At 45.5% G+C, this 24,515-nt stretch carries 22 protein-coding genes; 18 read left to right on the top strand and 4 right to left on the bottom strand.

Features of this window, described 5'->3' with window-relative positions:
• The first annotated feature begins 25 nt into the window (after nucleotides 1-25).
• From ispC to A6D97_RS05815, 15 genes are all read left to right on the top strand, one after another.
• Nucleotides 26-1,234: a 1-deoxy-D-xylulose-5-phosphate reductoisomerase gene (ispC, locus tag A6D97_RS05885; RefSeq protein WP_065583995.1), complete on the top strand. Its 1,209-nt coding sequence runs from the start codon at nucleotides 26-28 to the stop codon at nucleotides 1,232-1,234.
• Nucleotides 1,231-2,589 (top strand): sigma E protease regulator RseP, encoded by a 1,359-nt coding sequence (gene rseP / locus A6D97_RS05880; RefSeq protein ID WP_017060736.1) that lies wholly within the window; start codon nucleotides 1,231-1,233, stop codon nucleotides 2,587-2,589. Before ispC ends, rseP begins: the two co-directional genes overlap by 4 nt.
• Before the next feature lie 48 nt (nucleotides 2,590-2,637).
• Nucleotides 2,638-5,043 (top strand): outer membrane protein assembly factor BamA, encoded by a 2,406-nt coding sequence (gene bamA / locus A6D97_RS05875; RefSeq protein ID WP_017060735.1) that lies wholly within the window; start codon nucleotides 2,638-2,640, stop codon nucleotides 5,041-5,043.
• Between the two features lie 27 nt (nucleotides 5,044-5,070).
• Nucleotides 5,071-5,571, top strand: a complete 501-nt coding sequence (locus A6D97_RS05870; RefSeq protein ID WP_017056311.1) for an OmpH family outer membrane protein — start codon at nucleotides 5,071-5,073, stop codon at nucleotides 5,569-5,571.
• Nucleotides 5,572-5,576: 5 nt separating this feature from the next.
• Complete coding sequence (gene lpxD, locus A6D97_RS05865; protein WP_065583994.1) at nucleotides 5,577-6,608, top strand: UDP-3-O-(3-hydroxymyristoyl)glucosamine N-acyltransferase; 1,032 nt, start codon at nucleotides 5,577-5,579, stop codon at nucleotides 6,606-6,608.
• A 93-nt stretch (nucleotides 6,609-6,701) separates the two neighbouring features.
• Complete coding sequence (fabZ, locus tag A6D97_RS05860; RefSeq protein WP_009847408.1) at nucleotides 6,702-7,154, top strand: 3-hydroxyacyl-ACP dehydratase FabZ; 453 nt, start codon at nucleotides 6,702-6,704, stop codon at nucleotides 7,152-7,154.
• A gap of 1 nt (nucleotide 7,155) precedes the next feature.
• Nucleotides 7,156-7,944 carry an acyl-ACP--UDP-N-acetylglucosamine O-acyltransferase gene (lpxA, locus tag A6D97_RS05855; RefSeq protein WP_050644950.1) on the top strand — a complete coding sequence of 263 codons (789 nt, stop codon included), beginning with the start codon at nucleotides 7,156-7,158 and terminating at the stop codon, nucleotides 7,942-7,944.
• A 129-nt stretch (nucleotides 7,945-8,073) separates the two neighbouring features.
• Nucleotides 8,074-9,270 carry a lipid-A-disaccharide synthase gene (gene lpxB / locus A6D97_RS05850; RefSeq protein ID WP_017066406.1) on the top strand — a complete coding sequence of 399 codons (1,197 nt, stop codon included), beginning with the start codon at nucleotides 8,074-8,076 and terminating at the stop codon, nucleotides 9,268-9,270.
• A gap of 33 nt (nucleotides 9,271-9,303) precedes the next feature.
• Entirely contained in the window at nucleotides 9,304-9,924 is a 621-nt protein-coding gene (gene rnhB, locus A6D97_RS05845; RefSeq protein WP_017063371.1) for a ribonuclease HII, read from the top strand.
• 113 nt (nucleotides 9,925-10,037) lie between these two features.
• Nucleotides 10,038-13,517, top strand: a complete 3,480-nt coding sequence (gene dnaE / locus A6D97_RS05840) for a DNA polymerase III subunit alpha (RefSeq protein WP_050649624.1) — start codon at nucleotides 10,038-10,040, stop codon at nucleotides 13,515-13,517.
• A gap of 45 nt (nucleotides 13,518-13,562) precedes the next feature.
• Nucleotides 13,563-14,522: an acetyl-CoA carboxylase carboxyl transferase subunit alpha gene (accA, locus tag A6D97_RS05835; RefSeq protein ID WP_017060731.1), complete on the top strand. Its 960-nt coding sequence runs from the start codon at nucleotides 13,563-13,565 to the stop codon at nucleotides 14,520-14,522.
• 124 nt (nucleotides 14,523-14,646) lie between these two features.
• Nucleotides 14,647-15,981 carry a tRNA lysidine(34) synthetase TilS gene (gene tilS, locus A6D97_RS05830; protein ID WP_065583993.1) on the top strand — a complete coding sequence of 445 codons (1,335 nt, stop codon included), beginning with the start codon at nucleotides 14,647-14,649 and terminating at the stop codon, nucleotides 15,979-15,981.
• A gap of 46 nt (nucleotides 15,982-16,027) precedes the next feature.
• Nucleotides 16,028-16,351 (top strand): cytochrome c, encoded by a 324-nt coding sequence (locus A6D97_RS05825; protein WP_170791809.1) that lies wholly within the window; start codon nucleotides 16,028-16,030, stop codon nucleotides 16,349-16,351.
• 130 nt (nucleotides 16,352-16,481) lie between these two features.
• Nucleotides 16,482-16,820 carry a nitrogen regulatory protein P-II gene (gene glnB, locus A6D97_RS05820; protein WP_017063373.1) on the top strand — a complete coding sequence of 113 codons (339 nt, stop codon included), beginning with the start codon at nucleotides 16,482-16,484 and terminating at the stop codon, nucleotides 16,818-16,820.
• A gap of 61 nt (nucleotides 16,821-16,881) precedes the next feature.
• Complete coding sequence (locus tag A6D97_RS05815; RefSeq protein ID WP_065583992.1) at nucleotides 16,882-17,724, top strand: endonuclease/exonuclease/phosphatase family protein; 843 nt, start codon at nucleotides 16,882-16,884, stop codon at nucleotides 17,722-17,724.
• Nucleotides 17,725-17,830: 106 nt separating this feature from the next.
• On the opposite strand, the gene A6D97_RS05810 is transcribed toward A6D97_RS05815, so the two are convergent.
• The 3 genes from A6D97_RS05810 to gloB form a co-directional block, all read right to left on the bottom strand.
• Complete coding sequence (locus A6D97_RS05810; RefSeq protein WP_065583991.1) at nucleotides 17,831-18,517, bottom strand: YIP1 family protein; 687 nt, start codon at nucleotides 18,515-18,517, stop codon at nucleotides 17,831-17,833.
• The gene (locus A6D97_RS05805; RefSeq protein WP_065583990.1) at nucleotides 18,514-20,088 is read right to left on the bottom strand and encodes a LysM peptidoglycan-binding domain-containing protein; all 1,575 of its coding nucleotides are present in this window, start codon (nucleotides 20,086-20,088) and stop codon (nucleotides 18,514-18,516) included. The genes A6D97_RS05810 and A6D97_RS05805 overlap by 4 nt, the downstream gene beginning before the upstream one ends.
• Nucleotides 20,089-20,158: 70 nt before the next feature.
• A complete protein-coding gene (gene gloB / locus A6D97_RS05800; protein ID WP_017060725.1) occupies nucleotides 20,159-20,917 on the bottom strand; it encodes a hydroxyacylglutathione hydrolase in 759 nt (252 codons plus the stop codon).
• A 53-nt stretch (nucleotides 20,918-20,970) separates the two neighbouring features.
• Between gloB and A6D97_RS05795 the strand changes: the two genes are divergently transcribed.
• Nucleotides 20,971-21,753 carry a class I SAM-dependent methyltransferase gene (locus tag A6D97_RS05795; protein ID WP_017060724.1) on the top strand — a complete coding sequence of 261 codons (783 nt, stop codon included), beginning with the start codon at nucleotides 20,971-20,973 and terminating at the stop codon, nucleotides 21,751-21,753.
• A gap of 98 nt (nucleotides 21,754-21,851) precedes the next feature.
• On the opposite strand, the gene rnhA is transcribed toward A6D97_RS05795, so the two are convergent.
• Nucleotides 21,852-22,316, bottom strand: coding sequence for a ribonuclease HI (gene rnhA, locus A6D97_RS05790; RefSeq protein ID WP_065583989.1), 465 nt, complete (start codon nucleotides 22,314-22,316; stop codon nucleotides 21,852-21,854).
• A 56-nt stretch (nucleotides 22,317-22,372) separates the two neighbouring features.
• Here rnhA and dnaQ point away from each other — a divergent pair, with 56 nt between their 5' ends.
• Together dnaQ and A6D97_RS05780 are read left to right on the top strand one after the other, a co-directional pair.
• Nucleotides 22,373-23,140, top strand: coding sequence for a DNA polymerase III subunit epsilon (dnaQ, locus tag A6D97_RS05785; protein WP_017060722.1), 768 nt, complete (start codon nucleotides 22,373-22,375; stop codon nucleotides 23,138-23,140).
• Nucleotides 23,141-23,149: 9 nt separating this feature from the next.
• Nucleotides 23,150-24,397 carry a TIGR03503 family protein gene (locus A6D97_RS05780; RefSeq protein WP_065583988.1) on the top strand — a complete coding sequence of 416 codons (1,248 nt, stop codon included), beginning with the start codon at nucleotides 23,150-23,152 and terminating at the stop codon, nucleotides 24,395-24,397.
• Nucleotides 24,398-24,515: the final 118 nt, after the last annotated feature.

Raw genomic sequence — 24,515 nt, 5'->3', positions numbered from 1 at the left:
TATTACATTTCTACGGTCATATGTGATGCGAAATCTAACTATCCTTGGCGCTACCGGCTCAATTGGTGCAAGTACACTAAAAGTCGTTGAGCAAAACCCAGAACTTTATTCGGTCGTTGCACTGGCTGCAGGCTCGAACGTTGAAAAGATGCTGGCGTTAGTTGAAAAGTGGCAACCAAGCTATGTTGCTATGGCTTGTCCTGATGCTGCATCTCAGCTGACAGGCATGTTGTCCGAAAATTACCCTAACGTTACAGTACTTTCAGGTCCGGAAGGTATGTGTCAGGTTGCTTCTCTAGAGGAAGTGGACACGGTAATGGCCGCGATTGTTGGTGCCGCTGGTTTACTTCCTACTATGTCTGCGGTTAAAGCGGGCAAGCGTATCTTGCTTGCAAACAAAGAAGCTTTGGTGATGTCTGGGCAGTTGTTTATCGACGCCGTGGAAAAATACGGTGCAGAGCTGCTTCCTGTCGATAGCGAGCATAATGCTATTTTCCAATGCCTTCCGCAGAACGTACAAACTAACCTAGGCCGCTGTAACCTTGAAGAAAACGGCATTAACCATATTCTTCTGACTGGTTCTGGTGGTCCTTTCCGTTATACCGATGTGGCTGAACTCGAATCAGTGACTCCTGAACGCGCAATTGCACACCCTAACTGGTCTATGGGGCCTAAGATCTCTGTCGATTCTGCGACTATGATGAATAAAGGGCTAGAGTACATTGAAGCGAAATGGCTATTTAATGCTTCTCAGGAGCAGTTAAAGGTCATCATTCACCCGCAGTCTGTGATTCACTCGATGGTTCAGTACAAGGATGGCTCTGTGCTTGCTCAAATGGGCGAACCAGATATGGCAACGCCAATCGCTTTGACGATGTCTTACCCTAATCGTACCGAGGCGGGTGTTAAGCCTTTAGACTTTACTAAAGTGGGTGAGCTTACCTTCTTAGAACCAGATTTCAGTCGTTACCCGTGTTTGAGGTTAGCGATTGAAGCGTGCTACTTAGGTCAGCATGCGACAACAGCCATTAATGCAGCAAACGAGATCGCGGTCGATGCTTTCTTGAACAATCAGGTGAAGTTTACCGATATTGCTGTCATTAACGAACACGTTATGAGCAAAGTATGTGAACAACATAACTCTGAGGGTTTAGATAGCTTGGAAAGCCTTCTCGAGCTCGATAATATGTCTCGTCAAATAGCCATTCAATTTATTAAAGAGCAGCTAGCATGAGTGGAATTCTGTGGAACTTCGCATCTTTTATCGTAGCGCTTGGCATTCTGGTTGCTGTTCATGAGTTTGGACACTTCTGGGTCGCTCGTCGTTGTGGTGTGAAAGTTGAAAAATTCTCGATTGGTTTTGGTAAATCAATCTGGAGTAAAGTGGGCCGTGATGGTACTGAATACAGCTTGTCAGTGATTCCACTGGGCGGCTACGTTAAGATGCTCGATGGTCGTGTTGACGATCTTTCTGAAGATCAACAGCAATACGCTTTCGACAAGAAGCCGCTTTGGAAACGAACGGCGATTGTGGGTGCAGGCCCTGCATTCAACTTTATCTTTGCGGTGTTCGCGTATTGGTTAGTATTTTTGATTGGCGTACCCGCGGTTAAGCCCGTGATTGGTGAAGTCACTCCACAATCTATTGCTGCACAAGCCGGAATTGAAACTGGAATGGAACTTAAATCTATTTCAGGAATCAAAACCGCAGATTGGGAATCAGTCAATATGGGGTTGATATCGCACATTGGTGATCAATCCATGACAGTGACGGTTGCTTCTCAAGACGACATCGGCTTTGAGCAACAAATGACATTGGATATTTCAGACTGGTCGTTCAACCCAGAAACTGAATCTGCAATGACAACGCTGGGCTTTAGACCGTATTCTCCAGAGATATCGACCGTACTGGCTCAAATCATTGATGATGGCGCTGCATACGATGCAGGTCTTGAAGCTGGCGATAAAATTGTTGAGATTAACGGGCAACCTATTGAACAGTGGCAGTCGGTTGTTGAGTTAATTCGTGCTAATCCAATGACATCATTGGACTTGGTCGTATTGCGAAATGGTGCCGAGCAGTCATTGGTTATGACACCAAAAAGTCGAGAGCTTTCTGATGGTTCGACAATCGGCTATGCAGGTATTGCTCCGGAAGTCGCAGAATGGCCAGAAGATTATCGCTTTGAGTTACAATTTGGTGTAATTGAGTCTGTAGGAAAAGCATTTGATAAAACAGGTCAAATCATTGGTTTGACGCTGACAATGCTTAAGAAGCTCATCGTTGGTGATGTTGGCTTAAATAACTTGAGTGGCCCGATTTCAATCGCTAAAGGTGCAGGGACAACCGCCGATTACGGTTTGGTTTACTTCTTAGGCTTTTTGGCTCTGATTAGTGTTAACTTAGGGATTATTAATTTGGTTCCGCTGCCTATGCTTGATGGCGGACATTTGCTGTTTTTCGCTATTGAGGCCGTTACTCGTAAACCGGTACCTGAGAAAGTTCAGGAAATGGGATACAGAGTGGGAGGGGCAATCCTCTTCTCATTGATGGCTCTGGCAATATTTAACGATTTTACTCGTCTGTGAATGGTTTCTCACAGGCATTGGTAGTAGCAAGGAATAATTAGAATAAGTATGGCGATTAAGCAAATTCTGTTCGCAAGTCTATTGGCCACTAGTGTGGCTGCGAACGGAGCACAAAACTTTGTAGTTCAAGATATCAAGATCGAAGGTTTACAGCGTGTTGCACTTGGTGCAGCTCTACTGAAAATGCCAGTACGTATTGGCGATGAAGTGGATGAAAGCGATGTGTCTGAGATCATTCGTGCACTGTATGCTTCGGGCAACTTTGAGGACGTTAAAGTACTTCGTGATGAAGGTGTATTGATTGTTCAAGTTCAAGAACGACCGACCATCGCAAGCATCTCATTCTCTGGTAATAAAGCGATTAAAGAAGAACAGCTTCAGCAGAACCTAGATGCGTCTGGTGTTCGTGAAGGTGAAGCCCTTGACCGTACTACGCTGAGTAACATTGAAAAAGGCCTTGAAGATTTTTACTACAGTGTTGGTAAGTACAACGCGACAGTAAAAGCGGTTGTGACACCTCTGCCACGTAACCGTTCTGACCTTAAGTTTGTGTTTACTGAGGGCGTATCCGCTAAGATTCAGCAAATCAACTTTATCGGTAATGAAGTCTTCTCTGACTCTGAACTGCTTAGTCGTTTCAATCTGAATGTTGATGTTGCATGGTGGAATTTCCTTGCGGATGAAAAATACCAAAAGCAAGTATTAGCCGGTGATATCGAAGCGCTGAAATCTTACTACCTTGACCGTGGTTACCTTAAGTTTAAGGTTGACTCTACGCAGGTGGCGATCTCTCCAGACAAAAAAGGTGTTTACATCACGCTTGGCCTCGATGAAGGCGAAGCCTACACCGTTAAAGATGTCTCTTTCCGTGGTGAATTAATCGGTCGTGAGGCTGACTTCGAAGCGTTAGTGCCATTCGAAGACGGCGATACGTACAACGGTTCTTCGGTAACGTCTTTGGAAGAGAACGTAAAACGAATTCTTGGTGAATCTGGCTACGCGTACCCACAAGTTCGCACGATTCCTGAATTTGACGATGAGACCAAAGAAGTGTCGTTGGTTATCAATGTAGAAGCGGGCAGCCGTATCTATGTTCGTGATATTCGATTCACGGGTAACAACTCAACGAAAGACGAAGTACTGCGTCGTGAAATGCGTCAAATGGAAGGCAGCTGGCTTAACTCTAAGTCCATTGATACCGGTAAGAGCCGTCTTAACCGTTTAGGTTTCTTTGAAACGGTTGATGTACAAACAGTGCGTGTTCCTGGCAGTGAAGACCAAGTTGATTTGGTTTACAACGTTAAGGAAGCGAACTCAGGCAGTATCAACTTTGGTGTCGGCTACGGTACTGAATCTGGTGTGAGTTTCCAAGTTGGCCTGCAACAAGACAACTTTGCGGGCTCTGGTAACCGTGTTGGCGTAAGTGCCATGATGAACGATTACCAAAAAAACGTGAGCTTAGACTACCGTGACCCATACTGGAACCTGGATGGTGTGAGCTTAGGCGGTAAGATCTTCTACAACGAATTTGAAGCCTCTGAAGCGGGCATCGTCGACTATACCAACCAAAGTTATGGTACGAGCTTAACCTGGGGTTTCCCTATGGATGAGCTGAACCGCATTGAGTTCGGTGTTGGCTATACGCACAACAAGATCGGTAACGTACCGACTTATATCCAGGTTGAACAGTTTGCGAGAAGTATCGACCAATACGGTGATGAGCACATCTTAACCGATGACTTCGATATCAATATTTCATGGACGCGTAACAATTTGAACCGTGGTTTCTTCCCAACTGAGGGTAACCACCAACGTGCTTTCGCTAAAATGACGGTACCAGGCTCTGATGCTCAGTACTTCAAAATGCAGTACGATGTAAAACATTACATCCCGCTGACCAAAAAGCATGAGTTCACACTATTGATGCGTGGCCGATTAGGCTATGGTAATGGTTATGGTCAAACAGATGGTAACGATAACTTGTTCCCATTCTACGAGAACTACTACGCAGGTGGTTTTACAACCCTACGTGGCTTTGGTTCTAACTCAGCTGGCCCGAAAGCCGTTTACGGAAGCAGCACAGGTAACAACCCAACCTATGATACCGCTACTGATGATTCAGTGGGTGGTAACGCGGTTGCCTTAGCAAGCTTAGAGTTAATTGTACCAACGCCGTTTGCTTCTGATGAAGCGCGCAGCCAGATTCGAACCAGTGTTTTCTTCGACATGGCAAGTGTATGGGACACAGAGTTCGTAGACCGCGGCGCACCAAATAGTGGCAGCCAGTACTACTACGATTACTCTGACCCAACAAATTACCGTTCATCTTATGGTGCCGCTCTTCAATGGATGTCACCAATGGGCCCACTGGTTTTCTCTCTAGCGAAACCAATTAAAGTTTACGAAGGTGATGATGAAGAGTTCTTCACATTTACCATTGGTAGAACTTTCTAATATTTAAAGGACAATATTTTGAAAAATATGATTAAAGCAGCAGGTTTAGGCCTTGTAGTTCTTAGCTCTTCTTTCTTTGCAACAGCTGCTGAAGCTGCGCAAAAAGTGGGTTATGTAAACACTGCACAAGTATTCCAGGCTCTACCTCAGCGTGAAGTTGTTCTTCAAAAAATGCAGGAAGAGTTCAAAGATAAAGCGGCTGAGCTACAGAGCATTCAAGCTGAAGCGAAAACCAAGATTGAAAAGCTTAAGCGTGATGGCGAGCTACTAGGTCCTGACGAAGTTGAGAAGCTACGTATCGAAGTAGGCCAACTAGACAGCAAGTACAAAATCAAAGCTCAAGCACTAGAAAAAGCAAGCCAACGTCGTGAAGCACAAGAGAAGCAGAAGCTATTCAAAGTGATTCAAGATGCTGTAACGAAAGTTGCAGAGAAAGAAGGCTACGACATGATCGTTGATATTCAAGCTCTGCAATACGGCAAGCCAGAATACAACATCTCTGAGAAAGTAATTAAAGCACTGAAATAAGTTTTATGAAGAATCTGACTTTAGCCGAATTGGCAACGATTACCGGGGGAGAGCTACACGGAGATGGTACAATTACCGTTTCAGCAGTCGCTCCGATGGATAAAGCGCAAGAAGGTAACATTACGTTCCTTTCTAACGTGAAGTACAGCAAGCACCTAGGTGACTGTAAAGCGTCCGCTATTATGGTTAAAGAGAGTGAGCGTGAACTGTGCAAGACTAACGTGATTGTGGTTAATGACCCTTATGTTGCTTTTGCTAAAGTTGCTCAAGCGCTTGATACTACTCCTGCTCCCGCAGCGGCTATTGCTGATTCTGCTTCAATCTCTAGCGAAGCAGCCATTGGACAAAATGTGTCTATTGGCGCGAACGCTGTGATTGAGTCTGGTGTAGTACTTAGTGATGATGTGATCATCGGTGCTGGTTGCTTTATTGGTAAAAATGCAAAAATTGGCGCAGGCACTAAGCTGTGGGCTAACGTAAGTGTTTACCATGAAGTTGTGATTGGTGAAGGATGTCTGATCCAATCAAGTACTGTTATTGGCTCTGATGGCTTTGGCTATGCGAACGAGAAAGGTGAGTGGGTTAAGATCCCGCAAGTGGGTTCTGTTCGCATTGGTAACCGCGTAGAAATCGGCGCGTGTACTACCATTGACCGTGGTGCATTAGATGACACAATCATTGAAGATAACGTTATCTTAGATAACCAACTTCAAATTGCTCACAATGTTCACATCGGATATGGTTCTGCTCTTGCGGGTGGTACTATCATCGCAGGCAGCACGACGATAGGTAAGTACTGTATTATTGGTGGCGGCAGTGTGATTAATGGTCACATTGAAATCGTTGATGGCGTTACAATCACCGGTATGGGGATGGTAATGCGCAGCATCACTGAGAAAGGCATGTACTCTTCAGGTATTCCTTTACAGCCAAATAAAGATTGGCGTAAAACAGCAACGCGTGTTCATCGAATTGATGAAATGAACAAGCGTTTGAAAACCGTTGAAAAACTTATCGAGAAGAGCGCGGAATCATAATTCCAGCATTTCTAATAAAAGGCTCGCGTACAGCGAGTCTTTTTCGTTTATAATCCTTCTAATTAAATAAAGAATATATATAGGAATACGACTTTGACTACTGAACAGACAACGATGAACATTACTGAAATTCAGGAACTATTACCTCATCGCTACCCATTCTTAATGGTTGATCGTGTGACTAGCTTTGAAAAAGAAAAAACACTGACTGCGATTAAGAATGTCTCTGTTAACGAACCTCAGTTCACAGGCCACTTCCCACAACTTCCTGTATTCCCAGGCGTGTTGATCTTAGAAGCAATGGCACAAGCAACAGGCCTTCTAGCATTTAAATCTTTTGGTGCGCCTTCTGGCAACGAGTTGTACTACTTTGCTAGCGTAGATAAAGCTAAATTCCGTAAGCCAGTAGTACCTGGTGACCAACTGGTTATCGAAGTTGAATTCTTAAAAGAACGTCGTGGCATCGCATCGTTTAATGGTGTTGCTAAGGTTGACGGCGTAGTTGTATGTTCAGCTGAACTTAAATGTGCTCGTAGAGAGTTTTAATATGATTCATGAAACAGCGAAAATTCACCCGGCAGCAGTAATCGAAGGTGATGTAACTATCGGTGCTAACGTGACGGTTGGGCCTTTCACTTACATTGCTGGTAACGTGACCATTGGAGACGACACTGAAGTGATGTCGCACGTTGTGATCAAAGGTCACACAACCATTGGTAAAGAAAACCGTATCTTCCCACACGCTGTTATCGGTGAAGAAAACCAAGATAAGAAATACGGCGGCGAAGACACAACAGTTGTGATCGGTGATCGCAACGTAATTCGTGAAGCGGTTCAAATCCATCGTGGTACGGTTCAAGACAAAGCAACCACAGTGATTGGTGATGACAACTTACTTTGTGTTAATGCTCACGTAGCGCACGATGTTATTGTTGGTAACCACACTCACATTGGTAACAACGCTATTCTTGGCGGTCATGTAACGGTTGGCGACTACGCTGGTGTTATGGCACTTTCTGCGATTCACCCATTCTGCTCAATTGGTGCTTACGCATACATTGGTGGCTGTTCTGCAGTTGTTCAAGATGTACTGCCGTACGTGCTTGCACAGGGTAACCACGCGGCTCCATTCGGCCTTAACCTAGTAGGCTTGAAGCGTAACGGATTTGAGAAACCTGAAATTCGTGCACTACAGAAAGCGTACAAAGAGCTATACCGTTCAGGTAAAACACTTGAAGAAGCGAAAGCGGCTTTAGTGGAAATGGCAAAAGAGTTTACTTCGGTAGCGCCTATGCTTGAAATGCTAGAGAACTCTGAGCGCGGTATTATTCGTTAATACTCGATATGGTTATGTACCAATCAATGTGAGTATGGCAATAACTACTTCATCAGAATGGTATAACAAAAAGATCGCTACTCGTTAGGCGGTCTTTTTTGTTTTAGGCAACAAGGGAATTGAAAAACTATGGCACAGCAAGAAGCAGCAACCAATAGCTCGGACTTCGTTTCGAATGAACCATTGCGCGTAGGCATTGTTGTCGGCGAACTGTCTGGCGATACGCTTGGTGAAGGCTTTATCAAAGCGATCAAATCACAATACCCGAATGCAGAGTTCGTTGGCATTGGCGGGCCGAAAATGAAAGCCCTAGGTTGTGAGTCTCTTTTCGAGATGGAAGAGCTGGCCGTTATGGGCTTAGTTGAAGTGCTTGGCCGTTTACCTCGCTTGTTAAAAGTAAAAGCAGAGCTGGTTAAGTATTTCACTCAAAATCCACCCGATGTCTTTGTCGGTATCGACGCGCCCGATTTCAACCTAAGGCTTGAGTTAGACCTTAAGAACGCTGGTATCAAAACGGTGCATTACGTGAGCCCTTCAGTGTGGGCTTGGCGTCCAAAGCGTATCTTTAAAATCGACAAAGCAACCGACTTAGTCTTGGCTTTCTTGCCGTTCGAAAAAGCGTTCTACGATAAATATAACGTTGCCTGTGAGTTTGTTGGTCACACGTTGGCAGACGCGATTCCTTTAGAGCCTAGTAAACAAGATGCTCGAGAGCTGTTAGGTCTTGATCAAGACAAGCAGTGGTTAGCCGTATTACCGGGTAGTCGTGGTGGTGAGATGGGTTTGATTGCTCAGCCATTTATCGAAACTTGCCAACGTATCAAGCAGAAGTATCCGGATATCAATTTTGTTGTTGCGCTCGTTAACGAGCAGCGTAAAAAGCAGTTTACTGAAATCTGGCAATCGACCGCACCTGAGCTTGAATTCACGTTAGTCGAAGATACGGCAACCAACGTGATTACCGCCGCTGATTCTGTGCTCTTGGCTTCAGGTACCGTGGCTCTTGAATGTATGTTGCTTAAACGCCCTATGGTGGTTGGTTACAAAGTAAATAAGCTGACGGGTTACATTGTTAAGAAGTTGGCGATCACTGAGTTTGTGTCACTGCCGAATATTTTGGCTGGTGAAGAGATCGTGAAAGAGCATATTCTTGAAGAGTGCCACCCAGACTTTTTGTTCCCGTCTGTCGATAAAATGCTATCAGCCGATAACAGTGCCTTGATCAAACGCTTTACCGAGATGCATCACTGGATCCGCAAAGACGCAGACAAACAAGCCGCTAACGCAGTATTGAAATTGATTGACCGACCTTTTGTTGAAGCATAAAGCGCTTATTTACAGAACATTAAGAGATTAGTTATGGCAGTAAAAGAAAAAAAAGAGCTTCCTCCATTTGAATACCCGCAAGGTTACCAGCTGTTTGCTGGCGTGGATGAAGTAGGGCGTGGCCCTTTGGTTGGCGACGTGGTGACCGCTGCGGTTATCCTTGATCCAAACAACCCAATCGAAGGCTTGAACGACTCAAAGAAATTGTCTGAGAAAAAGCGTCTTGCGTTACTTCCTGAAATCAAAGAGAAAGCTTTGGCGTGGTCTGTCGGTCGTTGTTCTCCACAAGAAATTGATGAGTTGAATATTCTGCAAGCGACGATGGTTGCTATGCAGCGAGCTATCGCGGGGTTGAGCGTTCAACCTGATATGGCGTTGATAGATGGAAACCGAGTCCCAGAACTGCCGATGGATGGTCTTGCGATTGTGAAGGGGGACTTGCGAGTGGCTGAAATCAGTGCGGCGTCTATTATCGCAAAAGTCGTTCGTGACCAAGAGATGGAAGATCTTGATAAACTTCATCCAGAGTTTGGTTTTGCTAAGCATAAAGGTTACCCGACCAAAGCGCATTTCGAAGCGATTGAAAAACATGGTGTAACCGAGCATTACCGCAAGAGCTTTAAGCCAGTAAAACGTATTCTTGGTATAGATTAGAGCTTTACGTTAACTAGAGCTTAGCATCGAATAAAGTTGCTAACTTGTATTAGAAAAAAATAGAATACACACAGTTGTAATCCTAGGCTCAAACCTAGAACTCAGGAAAAATAATGTCAGATCCAAAATTTGTTCACCTACGCGTACACAGTGACTTTTCGATGGTGGATGGCCTATCCAAGGTGCCACCATTAGTTAAAAAAGTCGCTGAAATGGGTATGCCTGCTCTAGCATTGACCGACTTTACCAACCTGTGTGGTTTAGTGAAGTTTTACGGTACTGCCCATGGGTGTGGGGTTAAACCTATTATTGGTGCTGACTTCTTGATGCAGTCTCCAGAATTCGGTGACGAGTTGACCAAGCTCACCGTTATCGCAACGAACAATAAAGGTTATAACAACCTAACGTTACTCATCTCAAAAGCTTACCTTCGTGGTCATGTTCAACATCAGCCTGTTATTGATAAAGAGTGGCTAATTGAGAATGCAGAAGGCCTGATCATTCTATCGGGCGCCAAAGAAGGTGAGATTGGTAAGGCGTTGCTGAAAGGTAACCGTGACTTGGTTGCAAGCAGCGTCGAGTTTTACAAAACGTACTTCGCCGATCGTTTTTACTTGGAACTGATTCGTACCGGACGACCAGATGAAGAGTCATACTTACACTTTGCGTTAGAGCTTGCTGAGCAGGAAGACTTGCCTGTTGTCGCAACCAACGAAGTGGTTTTTCTAACTGAAGACCTGTTTGATGCTCACGAAATCCGCGTGGCGATCCATGATGGTTTCACTATGGTCGATCCTCGTCGCCCTAAGAACTACAGCGCGCAGCAATATCTACGTAGTGAAGAAGAGATGTGTGAGCTGTTCTCAGACATTCCTGAAGCACTTGAGAACAGTGTTGAGATTGCTAAGCGTTGTAATGTAACGGTTCGTCTGGGCGAGTACTTCCTGCCTAACTTCCCAACGGAAGGTTTGGCGATTGAAGACTTCTTGATCAAGAAATCTGAAGAAGGCCTTGAGCGACGTCTAGCGTTCCTATTTCCAGATGAAAAAGTGCGTGCTGAGCGCAGACCGGAATACGATGAGCGACTCAAGATTGAGCTCGAAGTTGTTAACAACATGGGTTTCCCAGGTTACTTCTTGATCGTAATGGAGTTCATCCAGTGGTCAAAAGACAACGATGTGCCAGTAGGTCCTGGCCGTGGTTCTGGTGCCGGCTCTCTAGTCGCTTACGCCTTGGATATCACCGATCTCGATCCACTTGAATACGATCTACTTTTCGAACGTTTCTTGAACCCAGAACGTGTATCCATGCCCGATTTCGATATCGACTTCTGTATGGATAAGCGTGACCAAGTTATTGATCACGTGGCTGAAATGTACGGTCGTGATGCCGTTTCTCAGATCATCACCTTTGGTACCATGGCGGCAAAAGCGGTAATCCGCGATGTAGGCCGTGTATTGGGCCACCCGTTTGGTTTCGTCGATCGAATTTCAAAGCTTGTACCGCCAGACCCGGGTATGACGCTAGAGAAAGCATTCCTTGCTGAACCTGCATTGCCAGAGCTTTACGATGGCGATGAAGAAGTTCGTGAGCTGATTGATAAGTGTCGCATCCTTGAAGGTTGTACGCGAAATGCCGGTAAGCACGCAGGTGGTGTTGTTATCTCACCCACCACGATCACCGATTTTGCGCCAATCTATGCCGACGCAGAAGGTAACTTCCCAGTAACGCAGTTCGATAAGAATGACGTTGAAACGGCTGGCTTGGTTAAGTTCGACTTCTTGGGGCTGCGTACCCTGACCATCATCGACTGGGCGTTAGGCCTAGTGAATCCACGTTTGAAGAAAGAGGGGAAAGAACCGGTTCGTATCGAGTCGATTCCTCTTGATGACCAAGCGTCATTTAACCTATTACAAAATTCTGAAACCACCGCGGTATTCCAGCTGGAATCGCGTGGTATGAAAGACCTTATCAAACGTCTACAGCCCGACTGTTTTGAAGATATTATCGCATTGGTAGCCCTGTTCCGTCCGGGTCCTCTGCAATCAGGCATGGTAGATAACTTTATCGACCGTAAACACGGCCGTGAAGCGGTTTCTTACCCTGATGAAACGTGGCAACACGAATCGCTGAAAGAGACGCTAGAACCTACGTACGGCATCATCCTGTATCAAGAGCAGGTAATGCAAATCGCACAGATCCTTGCTGGCTATACGCTTGGTGGAGCGGATATGTTGCGTCGTGCGATGGGTAAGAAAAAGCCAGAAGAGATGGCAAAGCAGCGTGGTACCTTTAAAGAGGGTGCTGAAGCCAATGGTGTTGATGGCGAGCTGGCCATGAAGATCTTTGACTTGGTAGAGAAATTTGCGGGCTACGGCTTTAACAAATCTCACTCCGCAGCATATGCACTGGTTTCTTATCAAACGCTATGGCTGAAAACGCACTACCCAGCGGAATTTATGGCTGCGGTAATGACGGCAGATATGGATAACACCGAGAAGGTTATCGGCCTTGTTGATGAATGTTTCCGTATGAAGCTCAAGCTTTTACCACCAGATATCAACTCAGGTTTATACCGTTTCAATGTGGATGAAGATGGCGCGATTGTTTATGGCATCGGTGCGATCAAAGGGGTCGGTGAAGGCCCTATTGAAGCGATCATTGAAGCGCGAAATAAAGGCGGTTACTTTAAAGACTTATTCGACTTCTGTGCACGCCTTGATCTGAAGAAGGTCAACAAACGTGTTATCGAAAAGTTGATTCTATCCGGAGCCTTAGATAGATTAGGTCCTCACCGAGCGGCAATGATGGCATCTTTGAAAGATGCGGTGAAGGCGGCGAGTCAACATCATCATGCCGAGTCTTTTGGTCAATCTGATATGTTTGGCGTGTTGACCGACGCTCCGGAAGAGGTTGAACACAAGTATACCCAAGTGCCTAAATGGCCTGAGAAGGTTTGGCTTGAAGGTGAACGTGAAACGCTTGGTTTGTATTTAACGGGTCACCCGGTTAACGCTTACATCAAAGAGTTAGCGAAATACACTAGCTGTCGTTTGAAAGATGCCACGCCAACGCGTCGTGACCAATCACTAACAATTGCAGGCTTGGTGATTGCTGCGAGAGTGATGACGACGAAGCGCGGCACGCGAATTGGTTTGATGACACTTGATGACCGTTCGGGCCGAATGGAAGTGATGTTGTTCTCGGATGCGCTCGATCGCTACGCAGAATTGCTCGAAAAAGACAAAATTGTGGTCGTTTCCGGACAGGTCAGCTTTGATGATTTCAATGGCGGGCTTAAAATGTCCGCGCGCGAGGTCATGGACTTAGGAAGCGCCCGTGAGAAATATGCTCGTGGGGTGTCGATATCTATCGACCAATCCCAAATTAACGGTCAATTTTTTGAACGCTTTAGTCAAATCTTAGAACCTTATAGAGCCGGAACGGTCCCAGTCAATGTATACTACCAGCGTGCCGACGCTAGAGCGCGGTTAACATTGGGCACAGAATGGCGCGTGACGCCAAGTGATACATTACTAGACGAATTAAAACAGCTGCTTGGAAATAGCCAAGTAGAACTCGAATTTAACTAAAATTTAGCTTCGCGAATGCGGAGCTGAATCAACAAGGATTCATAGATGAGCCTGAACTTTCTAGAATTTGAAAAGCCTATCGCTGAACTTGAAGCAAAAATCGAAGCGCTACGTGACGTTTCGCGTCACGGTGGTGACACAGCGGTAGATCTAGACAAAGAAATCGAACAACTAGAGAAAAAAAGCTTAGAGCTTAAACAGAAAATCTTTAGTGACTTAGGTGCATGGCAGGTAGCTCAACTTGCTCGTCACCCTCAACGTCCTTACACCAAAGATTACCTGGAGCATGCATTCACAGAGTTTGAAGAGATGGCGGGCGATCGCGCTTACGCTGACGACAAAGCTATTGTGGGTGGTATGGCTCGTCTAAATGGCCGTCCTGTTATGGTTATTGGTCACCAGAAAGGTCGTGAGACTAAAGAGAAAGTGATCCGTAACTTTGGTATGCCAAAGCCAGAAGGTTACCGTAAGGCGCTACGTCTAATGGAAACTGCTGAGCGTTTCAACATGCCTATTATTACTTTCATCGACACAGCGGGCGCATACCCAGGTGTTGGTGCTGAAGAGCGTGGTCAATCTGAAGCTATCGCTAAAAACCTAAAAGTGATGGCTGGCCTTTCAGTTCCTGTTATCTGTAACGTTGTGGGTGAAGGCGGTTCTGGTGGCGCACTAGCGATTGGTGTTGGTGACTACGTGAACATGCTTCAGTACTCTACGTACTCAGTAATCTCTCCAGAAGGTTGTGCTTCAATCTTATGGCGCGATTCAGATAAAGCACCACAAGCAGCTGAAGCGATGGGCCTGATTGCTCCTCGTCTTAAAGAGCTTGAGCTTATCGACGAAATCATTCCTGAGCCTCTAGGTGGCGCGCACCGCGACCCTGCACAAACCGCTCAAAACATGAAAGACATGTTAGTTAAACAGCTAGAAGAGCTAGAGCAGTTTGATAACGAAACGCTGCTTGAGCGTCGTTACCAGCGTCTAATGAGCTACGGCTACTGCTGATAACTTGCCTTAGCGATAAGGCTAGCTATACGAACAAATGATGAAAGGGTTGGACTCAGTGCCAACCCTTTTTTATTATTAAAACATTATCCCTTAACACACGATCTCTTGGTTTATTAGCCTCATGACACACTTAATTGATACCTTCACATCTGTACTTGATCAAAGCGCGCTTAAGCCTTGTCGGTTGATCGTCGCTTTCAGTGGTGGTGTCGATTCACGAGTGTTGTTGGAGTTGGCTGCCCAATTCGCTAAGTCCCATCACATCGATTGCTGTGCGGTACATGTTCACCACGGCTTAAGCAACAATGCTGATTATTGGGCAGAGCAGTGCAAAACATGGTGTGATGCTTTGTCGGTATCCTTGTTCATTGAACGAGTCTCGCTAGATATTAGCCGTGGAGAAAGCGTTGAAAAGCTGGCTCGAGACGCGCGATACCAAGCCCTTAAAAAGCATATTAGACAAGGTGATGTGTTAGTGACAGGCCAGCACATCGATGACCAAGTCGAGACCTTCTTGTTAGCTCTTAAGCGTGGCAGTGGTCCGAAAGGGCTCTCTTCAATGGCGAAAGTGATGCCATTTTCAGGTGCTCATATCGTTCGCCCACTGCTGTCGGTGACGAGAACGGATATTGAAGTGGCGGCGCGCGATATGGCTTTAACTTGGGTAGAAGATGAGAGTAATCAAGACGTTCGCTTTGACCGTAATTTTATTCGTCATCAAGTCACTCCGACACTGACCGAGCGTTGGCCTAGTTTTCGAGAATCGGTCAGTCGTAGTGCTCAGCTATGTGCAGAGCAAGAGTTACTGTTGGATGAGTTGTTAGAATCTCACTTACAACAAGCTTTGACTGAGAAGCACAGCTTAAGTATTGAGGTATTATCTCAGTACTCTGATTTACTGCGTGCACGCTTATTAAGAATGTGGCTGAGCCGCTGTAATCAACCGATGCCGAGCCAAAAGCAGCTCAAACTTATATGGGATGAGGTGGCATGTGCTCAGGCAGACGCCAACCCTAAGCTGGTGTTGAATGAGGTTGAGGTTAGACGTTTTAATCATCAGCTCCATGTCGTAAAAGAGACCAAAGACTTGTCGAACTGGCAAAGTGATATCTCGATGGAAGAGAGCTTAGTTTTGCCTGACGGTTTAGGGGAACTACACTTAACTTCAGCGGCGTGTGATGGTGTATCTAACCACTGTGATGCGCAACATTTTAGTCTCAACACAACGAGAGGAACACTGCGAGTGATATTTAACCCTGAGGGATTGTCAGCACACCCTGTTGGGCGCGGTCATAGCAGGAAGCTTAAGAAGTTGTTTCAAGAGTACCAAGTACCCAGTTGGTTAAGACGCAGAACGCCGATATTAATGGATGGCGATCGAGTGATCGCTGTTTTAGGCTTATTCGTAGATAAAAACTACGAAGGTCAAGATTGTGAAGCGCTTTGGAGCAAGTAGAAAAAGTTTATGTCACAATTCACCGTCACTTTAATAAAAATAATTAATGGAATATGCAATGAAGAAAATTACACTAGGATTAGTTCTTGGATTTGGACTATTGAGTGGTAACGCTCTGGCGGCTGATGTTGCTGCGGGTCAAGCTAAAGCAGCAATCTGTGCGGCATGTCATGGTGCAGACGGTATCGCAGTGATCCCTGGCTATCCAAACCTTAAAGGTCAAAACGAGCAATACATCGCTTCATCAATTAAGGCCTATAAGAATGGCCAGCGCACCGGCGGTTTGGCCGCTGTAATGCAGGCTCAAGCTTCAATGCTGAGTGATGAAGACATCGCGAATCTAGCCGCTTACTACGCAAGCCTTAAGTAAAACCTTCTCAAAGCGCTGATTAAACAAGATGATAAATTTCGAGCCAGAGCTTTAAAGCTCTGGCTTTTTTCATTGAATGTTTACTATAGCTAACCGATAATGAGCCATTCGCACAGTTTAAGGGATGAACATGAAAAAGATTGAAGCCATTATCAAGCCATTCAAACTTGATGATGTACGTGAAGCACTTGCAGAAGTGGGTATTACGGGTATGACAGTATCTGAAGTTAAAGGCTTTGGACGTCAAAAAGGTCATACTGAGCTATACCGCGGCGCAGAGTACATGGTCGACTTTTTACCTAAAGTGAAACTAGAAATCGTTGTGACCGACGAAGTGGCTGACCAATGTGTTGATACCATCATTGAGACGGCTCAAACAGGTAAAATTGGTGACGGTAAGATCTTCATTACTGAAGTTGAACGTGTGGTACGTATTCGTACTGGCGAAGAAGACGAAGACGCCGTATAAAAAAACTATTACCCCAAAAGGAGCGTTTATCGCTCCTTTTTCATCTCTGGTAGGGTGCTGTATGTTTAAGAAAACCATCATTGTTATCACGTTATTGATAACGCTTGCTGTCGTTAGTTTTCATTTTATCTTCGTGATCCCGAATAAACCCAACCTGATCATTTCCTCTCAAAGTACCAGTAACGACATCTACAGTTGCTACCAAAACTCTGCACCGAAAGCGATTGATGTGTCTGATGGCTTAGACATTACGGTGTGGAATATCTACAAGCAAAACCGAAATAATTGGCAGAGTGAGTTAAATAAGCTGTCGGCAGGTAGCGATTTAGTCTTGCTGCAAGAAGCTAGTATGACAGAAGGACTTCGCCAATGGGTAATGAGCGGACAGTGGGGAAGCACACGTGTTAATGCGTTTGAGGCCTTTGAGCAAAGTGCTGGGGTACTCAACCTAGCAACCCATTTACCGATTGAAGCGTGTGCTTATACTCATGAAGAACCTTGGCTTCAACTGCCTAAATCGGCGCTTTGGTCGCGTTACCAACTAAACAATGGCGAAGAGCTGGCTGTGATTAATATCCACGCTGTGAACTTTACCTTTGGTACGGAAGATTACGAGGCTCAGCTCAAGAGCTTAACTGACAATCTGCAAAAGTATCGTGGGCCGGTTATTTTTGCTGGGGACTTTAATAGCTGGAGTGAAGCTCGCGTTGCTGTATTGAAAGATGCGTTGGAGAAGGTTGGTTTGACGGAAGTTGCCTTTGAGCCAGATAACAGAACTCAGTTCATTACAGGACTGGTGCTCGACCATGTGTTCTATCGAGGGCTAGAGGTAGAAAAAGCAAAAGCGCCCATTACGGACGCTTCTGATCATAACCCTATGCGAGTGACCTTTAAGGCTAAATAGTGATTAGCTATTAGTCATTGGAACTTAACCATTCGCACGGTGGTTACCTTGGGAAATCTAACGGAACAATAGGCTAGAGAGTCTTCGCTAGCCTTATCTCTTCTACTTAAAAGATTAAAATGTAGAGCGCCCAGATTAGGTAGTAGCCAACCCATGGTAAGCCTGAAATCACAAGCGCTTGCCCGCGTTCAAACTCAGTCCACGTTAGTACCGCAGCATAACCTAGCACGATGTACCATGGCAGAAGCAGTGGTAATGAGCTAGCAAACTGTGACCAATCATTAGTTAGCGGTAACTTGATCAAGCCATTTAAGCTGTTCAAGTCGGCAGCGTAGTTCATCACATGTCCATGCTTGAGTATCAGGCTTGCGTAGCTTGCTACATCACCTAAAACAGCTGGGAATATAACAACCGATGCCGCTGCAAACCATCGCCAAAAGCTGTGCTGATGTTGGCTTGGCTTGGTTGCTAGGTTAAACCAGAATGCCAATAGAACGATGGTTAATGTTCGGCCAAATACGTCGCTGATGATTTCACTTGCGAGTAAGGTATTGCGGTCAAGTAACGCCAATTGGTCAGGGTTCGTTTGAGCCAGTTGCTGCGAGAGCTCTGCACTTAACCATGCAAAATCTACATTCGAAAAATAAGCACCCCAAAACAAAAATGGGCTGAGCATTAATACGACGTAGGGTTGCCATCCCCAAGCACTTCGTTGATAAAGCGCTAAGAAACAAGCTGTTGGCGAACGGAATATATCCAACAGCATGACGAGTGGGTTACTTGACGGGTTCATACACTTACCTTAGTTACATCAACATACAGCTTCAGTTTTTGTCCTGGCTGTAGGTATTTTTTGTTCTGCAAAGTGTTCCATTTTACAACATCTGTACTTTTTACTTTGAACTTTGATGCAATACCGCTGACTGTGTCACCTGATCTTACGTTATAAAAGATCGTACGAATGATGGCGCCGTCTGAGCCATTTTTCCAAATGACCAGTTCTTGACCAACTCTAAGCGTGTCGCGTGGCCCCATACCATTCCACTTAGCCAGTGATTGGTGAGAAACCTTATTTGCGCGTGCAATCGTCCATAGGCTGTCACCACTTCTTACAGTATGGCTGAGCTTATATTGACCACGACTCTTCGACTGTGTGCTTGCTAGGCGGTTTGAGGCGCTTAGGGCGTATGTCTTGTCGTCTTTGGTGGATGTTGGGATAAGTAAGTGCTGGCCAATACGAATATTGTTGTTGCTCAAACCGTTTGCAGAGCGGATCACTTTGCTGGTGGTGTTATATTTGCTTGCCAGTACGCTAATGCTGTCACCAGATTGAACCTTGTAACGCACCAACTTCATGCCTTTGCCTTTATTGGCAGCGACTTCTTTGTTGAATTTCTCAACTGAATCTAAAGGAAGTAATAGTTGTTGGTGTTTCTCTGGTGCCGTTGCCCATTGGTTGTAAGCCGGGTTGTAACTTTGAAGTTCTTTGACAGGAATGCCTGCGTAGTTCGCAGCAATGGCTAAATCAAGCTGTTCTTCAGGGTTAACCAGAGTCAGCACTGGCTTATTCGGGATCGCCGGAATATCGATGCCATACTTTTCTTGGTTGGCAATGACATCTGCTAGAGCAAGCAGTTTAGGTACATAGCTGCTGGTCTCTTTTGGTAAGTCCAAAGAGAAAAAGTCGATTGGCTTGCCCAGCTTCTTGTTCTTGCGAATTGCGCTGTTTACTCGACCACCACCACTGTTATAGGCGGCGATCGCATGGTTCCAGTCGCCATCGAAACGTCTGTTAAGGTCTGAGAGGAAGTCCAATGCGGCGTCGGTAGAAGCGGCAACATCGCGGCGGCCGTCATACCAAAAGTTCTGTTCAAGCCCGTAGTCTTTGCCAGTGCCTGAAATGAATTGCCATAGACCAGCAGCACTGCCATGAGAGTAGGCAAACGCATCGAAAGAGCTTTCTACAACGGGTAGTAGTGCCAATTCTAGTGGTAAGCCTTTTTCTTCAATCTTAGTCGTGATCAGATACAAGAAAGGTTCAGCACGCTTTGATACTGTTTTTAGATGACTCGGGTGCTTGAGATACCAAGTTCGGTAGTAGTCGACCTTCTTTTGGTCTGGCACTTCCATTTCAAGTTGCATCGCAATGCGTTTCCAAACATCTTCTTGTGTTTGTGGAGTAACGACAGGTGCTTCAACTTTTTGATCTTCTTTGGCTGTTGCTTCTGATGAAACGTTCGCTTGAGAAACTTCTTTAGTAGGAGATGTGTTGGTTTGCTCGGAAGCTTGGTCTGGATTCTCTGACTGAGTTAATTGGCAACCAGAAAGTAGTAATACCAAAGCCCAGCTGTACTTAACTCGCATGTTACAGCCTTTTTAATTAACGGCCGATGATAATACTTGCCACCCCCTATGAGTGACAAGTCTGTATTTGTTAAAATTCGTTCTTCCACGCACGTAAAGCGGTGAATACTGATAGAGGATCGGTCTGCTCTGTACGATTAGACACTGATTTCACTACACTTGGTTCGGTGTAACGCAAGAAAGGGTTCACAAACTTCTCTTGTCTCAAATTTGTGGGGATGGTCGACTTATTTTGAGCTCGTAGTCGGTTCACTTGGTCGCGATATTGCTGCAAATGTTGGTTATCAGGCTCTACGGCTAATGCGAAAGCGATATTGGCTGCAGTGTACTCATGTGCACAATACACTTCGGTTTCTTGAGGCAGAGCCGTGATCTTATTCAGTGCATCGAACATCTGTTGTGGTGTGCCTTCCATGATTCGGCCACAGCCCGCAGAGAACAACACATCACCACAAAACAGTTTGGCATCGCCCACATAACCAATATGACCCGCAGTATGGCCACTGAGCCCTAGGACGAGGAATACTTCGCCAAACAGTTCTAATTGATCACCATCATCGACCGGATGAGTTAAGGTAGGGATAGGTTCATTCCTTGGACCGACAACATCCACGCCGGGAAATTGTCTAACGAGTTCTGGAACACCACCAATGTGATCGTGGTGGTGGTGTGTAATCAAGATTGCATCTAAAGTTAGCTCATGGTGTGCCAAGTACTCTAATACTGGAGCCGCATCACCAGGGTCGACGACAGCACAACGGCGATCGCTATTTTGAATCAGCCAGATGTAATTGTCGTTAAATGCAGGTATGCTTTTGATATGTAACATTATTGGTTCTCCAGTCACTATTAGTGCGACAGAATAAGTGAGACAGATTATTGATGAAGCCAGCACGTAGCAGAAAGAAGTTTGAACGTCCTTACACTTGGGCGCAATTGCACAATGGGGACTGGTTGAGAGAATCTATTCAAACTCGACTCGATGAGTGGTGCCCAAAGCTATTTGGTTACCATATGCTCAAGCTCGGTGGCCTCAGTAGTGAGATTTCTAGCTGCACATGCAACATTCAACATCAAGTAAACCTAGATATCCAGAACCCATTACATAATGTGATAGCGGATGGCTATAATTTACCCTTTTTGGAGAAAAGCTTTGATGTTGTAGTACTGAGTCATCAGCTAGATTATAGCAATGACCCGCATCGCTTATTGAGAGAAGTCGATCGAGTGATGATGGACGATGGCTATATCATTATCACGGGCTTCAACCCAATCAGTGTCACTGGGCTTGCCAGTTTGATGCCTTGGCGAAAGAACAGCTTGCCTTGGAGTGGGCGTATGTACACGCCAAGTCGAATTAAAGACTGGTTAGGTGTACTTAACTATGAAGTAATTCATTGTGACACCTACGCGCTGTTTCCGATGAGTAAGTATCAAGCGATGTGGACGTGGTTGGAGAACAGCTTAGGTGGTTGTGCATCCTTCGCCGGAAGCCAATACTTTATTGTTGCTCGTAAGCGTACTTACCCGCTAAAACCCATCAAACCACATTGGCACCTTAAGCGACGTTTCTCGCCTGTTGGGGCAAGTTTTAGAACCAATACGCGCCGTACAATGGATTCAGCCAAAGCGTCATATCCGCTAAAAACAGAAAAAGCCGATTAGTTGTCGGCTTTTCATCTATCAATTCGATTGAGAAATTGTCAATTAGTTTAAGAAATTATAAATCGCTTTCTGAAATGTGCGTCTAATTAAAAAGACGATTAGCTTGGTTGATAGCCCGTATCTTCTAGAGTCGGATTCTCCGCAGCATTTCGCGCTAAATCATCACACATTTCGTTTTCTCTGTGTCCGGCGTGTCCTTTTACCCAGCGCCAATCAACGTTATGGCGAGCGGTTTCTTTATCGAGCCTTTGCCACAGATCGGCATTTTTAACCGGTTTCTTGTCGGCTGTTTTCCAGTCACGCTTTTTCCAGTTATGAATCCACTGTGTGATGCCTTGACGCACGTATTGGCTATCTGTGGTCAGAATCACAGAGCAAGGTTCTTTGAGGGCTTGGAGAGCAACGACAGCGGCGAGCATTTCCATACGGTTATTGGTTGTTAGCGTGAAACCTTCTGCTAGCGTCTTCTCGACTTTTTTGTAGCGAAGTACGATGCCATAGCCGCCGGGACCAGGGTTGCCTAAACAAGAACCATCAGTGAAAATTTCAACTTGTTTCGTCATGATTTGATACTATTACCTCAAGCACATTATCGGCATAGTCTGACACAGTTATCCTTATGAATACCAGTAGCACTCCAGAACAAAGCACGAACGAAAAAAACAGTTCGAACGAAAATAAGCGCATTGTTGTACTCGATACCGAAACCACCGGTATGAATACAGAAGGTGGCCCTCACTATATGGGTCACCGCATCGTTGAAATTGGTGCAGTAGAGATCATCAACCGTAGGCTGACCGGGCGTCATTTCCACGTCTACATCAAGCCCGATCGTGCGATTCAAGAAGAGGCGATTGGCGTTCACGGTATTACCGATGAATTCTTGATTGATAAGCCTGAATACCAAGACATTCATAAAGAGTTTCTCGACTTTATCAAAGGTGCGGAGCTGGTGGCTCATAACGCGCCCTTCGATACGGGCTTCATGGACTATGAGTTTGAGAAGCTCAACCCAGCGATAGGTAAAACGGATGACTACTGTAAAGTTACCGATACCTTGGCAATGGCGAAGAAGATATTCCCAGGTAAAAGAAACAACCTAGATATCTTATGTGACCGTTACGGTATCGATAACTCGCACCGCACTCTCCACGGCGCATTGCTCGATGCGGAGATCCTAGCCGACGTCTACTTATTGATGACGGGTGGTCAAACTTCGCTGCAATTTAACGCTGGTCAACAGGAAGGCGAAGCCGAAAGCATACGAAGAGTAGAAAGTGGTCGAAAATCCCTAAAGGTTTTACGAGCTACGGCCGATGAAGTAGAAGCGCATCAAAGTCGTTTAGATCTCGTCGAGAAAAGCGGAAGCTGCCTCTGGCGTCAGTAGGGAGAAAGTATGTTAAGGGTATTGGCTACCGGTTGCTTATTGCTGTTAAGTTTTGGCTTACATGCAGCAACAGAATCCGTTATGAGTTTATTGGACAACCGTTTTAGAGTTGATCCCAGTATTGAACAAGTCACCTTTGTGATTTATCGAGCCGATAACTCTAAACCTGTCGTTTTGGTTCGCCCTGATGGCAAGAAATACTACTCTTGGCGCAATGCTGATAATGTCCGTTGGTACGAAGAATCGTCCATGGACATTATCTCTATCGACAATCCGATGCCCGGCCCTTGGCAAGCGATAGGTAAAGTTTCCCCTAAGAACAATATCAAGCTGCTGTCTCATCTTGTTTTGGATGCTAATGAGTTCCCAGATAAGTTGTATCAAACAGAGCGCATCAAATTTACCGCTCGACTGACTTCTGATGGCAAGCCGCTGGTGCTGCGCGATTTTCTCGATCGCGTGAAGCTTAAGGTTACCTTTACTAAGTTTGTTGAAAACGAAGAGTCTTTGGTGAGAGAAGCGCGCCCGGTGCCGGTTGTGATGGGCGAGTTTGCCGATGATGGCGCTGATCTTGATGAAAAGGCCGGAGATGGTGTGTTCACTGTCTCTTTGCCAATTGATATCGAGCCCGGTAAATACCGAGCGCGTATTACCTCTGGTAATGGCGTGTTCCTGCGAGCGCAAGAGCAAGAAGTCTTGGTTTACCCAACACCGATCACTAGCACCTTCATTCAATCACGAAAAGAGGGTTTACCTCATACTATTGTGGTGTCTGGTGAACAGGGGATGATCGCACCGAGCTCGTTAGCGGTTCATGTTGAGCACAAGGCTTCTGATGAATATGTGATGTACAAGCAGGGGCAAGCTGAAGTCGACGCAATGAAAGTCGCTTTAGAGGTGCCTTATAATGGCGATTTAGGAATTTATAATTGGTCAGGGATGGTTTATGCCACTGATGCTTCAAGTCAGCGCCCGCTGATTTTTCCAATTACCGAGCAGTCGTACAGCGTTGTTGAAGATATCGACTTAGCAGAGTCACGACGTCTTCAAGAAGAAGCTCTTGCTGAACAGAAGCGTATCGCAACAGAGTTGATGATCCTTCAAAAACGTGAAGATGACAGACAGCGCAGTATGATCATTATTGCGGTGGGTAATGTGGTCGCTATTCTATTGGGCTTATTGATTTGGTTTGTGGTTCGTAAGGTCAAGGCGAAGAAAAAAGCGTTACCTGAGATGCAGCTCAAGGCGCCCAAGTAACTCGCTTAGATGATTAGATTGTCTAGAGAGAATAAGCTGCTAGATAAAGCATTGGAATTTGTGGCAACGAAATCATGAACAAAAAAACGGGACTCATAGTAGTCCCGTTTTTGTTTCT

Origin of the sequence: Vibrio sp. ZF57, from assembly GCF_001691235.1 — a bacterium.
Lineage (GTDB): Bacteria > Pseudomonadota > Gammaproteobacteria > Enterobacterales > Vibrionaceae > Vibrio > Vibrio crassostreae_C.
The sequence above is the reverse complement of the archived record's forward strand: the minus strand, read 5'-3'. Positions and strand labels throughout refer to the sequence as shown.

What these genes read in the sequence shown, in the direction of transcription:
- ispC (WP_065583995.1), top strand. Translation starts at nt 26, where the DNA reads ATGCGAAATCTAACTATCCTTGGCGCTACCGGCTCAATTGGTGCAAGT.
- rseP (WP_017060736.1), top strand. Translation starts at nt 1,231, where the DNA reads ATGAGTGGAATTCTGTGGAACTTCGCATCTTTTATCGTAGCGCTTGGC.
- bamA (WP_017060735.1), top strand. Translation starts at nt 2,638, where the DNA reads ATGGCGATTAAGCAAATTCTGTTCGCAAGTCTATTGGCCACTAGTGTG.
- A6D97_RS05870 (WP_017056311.1), top strand. Translation starts at nt 5,071, where the DNA reads ATGATTAAAGCAGCAGGTTTAGGCCTTGTAGTTCTTAGCTCTTCTTTC.
- lpxD (WP_065583994.1), top strand. Translation starts at nt 5,577, where the DNA reads ATGAAGAATCTGACTTTAGCCGAATTGGCAACGATTACCGGGGGAGAG.
- lpxA (WP_050644950.1), top strand. Translation starts at nt 7,156, where the DNA reads ATGATTCATGAAACAGCGAAAATTCACCCGGCAGCAGTAATCGAAGGT.
- lpxB (WP_017066406.1), top strand. Translation starts at nt 8,074, where the DNA reads ATGGCACAGCAAGAAGCAGCAACCAATAGCTCGGACTTCGTTTCGAAT.
- rnhB (WP_017063371.1), top strand. Translation starts at nt 9,304, where the DNA reads ATGGCAGTAAAAGAAAAAAAAGAGCTTCCTCCATTTGAATACCCGCAA.
- dnaE (WP_050649624.1), top strand. Translation starts at nt 10,038, where the DNA reads ATGTCAGATCCAAAATTTGTTCACCTACGCGTACACAGTGACTTTTCG.
- accA (WP_017060731.1), top strand. Translation starts at nt 13,563, where the DNA reads ATGAGCCTGAACTTTCTAGAATTTGAAAAGCCTATCGCTGAACTTGAA.
- tilS (WP_065583993.1), top strand. Translation starts at nt 14,647, where the DNA reads ATGACACACTTAATTGATACCTTCACATCTGTACTTGATCAAAGCGCG.
- A6D97_RS05825 (WP_170791809.1), top strand. Translation starts at nt 16,028, where the DNA reads ATGGAATATGCAATGAAGAAAATTACACTAGGATTAGTTCTTGGATTT.
- glnB (WP_017063373.1), top strand. Translation starts at nt 16,482, where the DNA reads ATGAAAAAGATTGAAGCCATTATCAAGCCATTCAAACTTGATGATGTA.
- A6D97_RS05815 (WP_065583992.1), top strand. Translation starts at nt 16,882, where the DNA reads ATGTTTAAGAAAACCATCATTGTTATCACGTTATTGATAACGCTTGCT.
- A6D97_RS05810 (WP_065583991.1), bottom strand. Translation starts at nt 18,517, where the DNA reads ATGAACCCGTCAAGTAACCCACTCGTCATGCTGTTGGATATATTCCGT.
- A6D97_RS05805 (WP_065583990.1), bottom strand. Translation starts at nt 20,088, where the DNA reads ATGCGAGTTAAGTACAGCTGGGCTTTGGTATTACTACTTTCTGGTTGC.
- gloB (WP_017060725.1), bottom strand. Translation starts at nt 20,917, where the DNA reads ATGTTACATATCAAAAGCATACCTGCATTTAACGACAATTACATCTGG.
- A6D97_RS05795 (WP_017060724.1), top strand. Translation starts at nt 20,971, where the DNA reads ATGAAGCCAGCACGTAGCAGAAAGAAGTTTGAACGTCCTTACACTTGG.
- rnhA (WP_065583989.1), bottom strand. Translation starts at nt 22,316, where the DNA reads ATGACGAAACAAGTTGAAATTTTCACTGATGGTTCTTGTTTAGGCAAC.
- dnaQ (WP_017060722.1), top strand. Translation starts at nt 22,373, where the DNA reads ATGAATACCAGTAGCACTCCAGAACAAAGCACGAACGAAAAAAACAGT.
- A6D97_RS05780 (WP_065583988.1), top strand. Translation starts at nt 23,150, where the DNA reads ATGTTAAGGGTATTGGCTACCGGTTGCTTATTGCTGTTAAGTTTTGGC.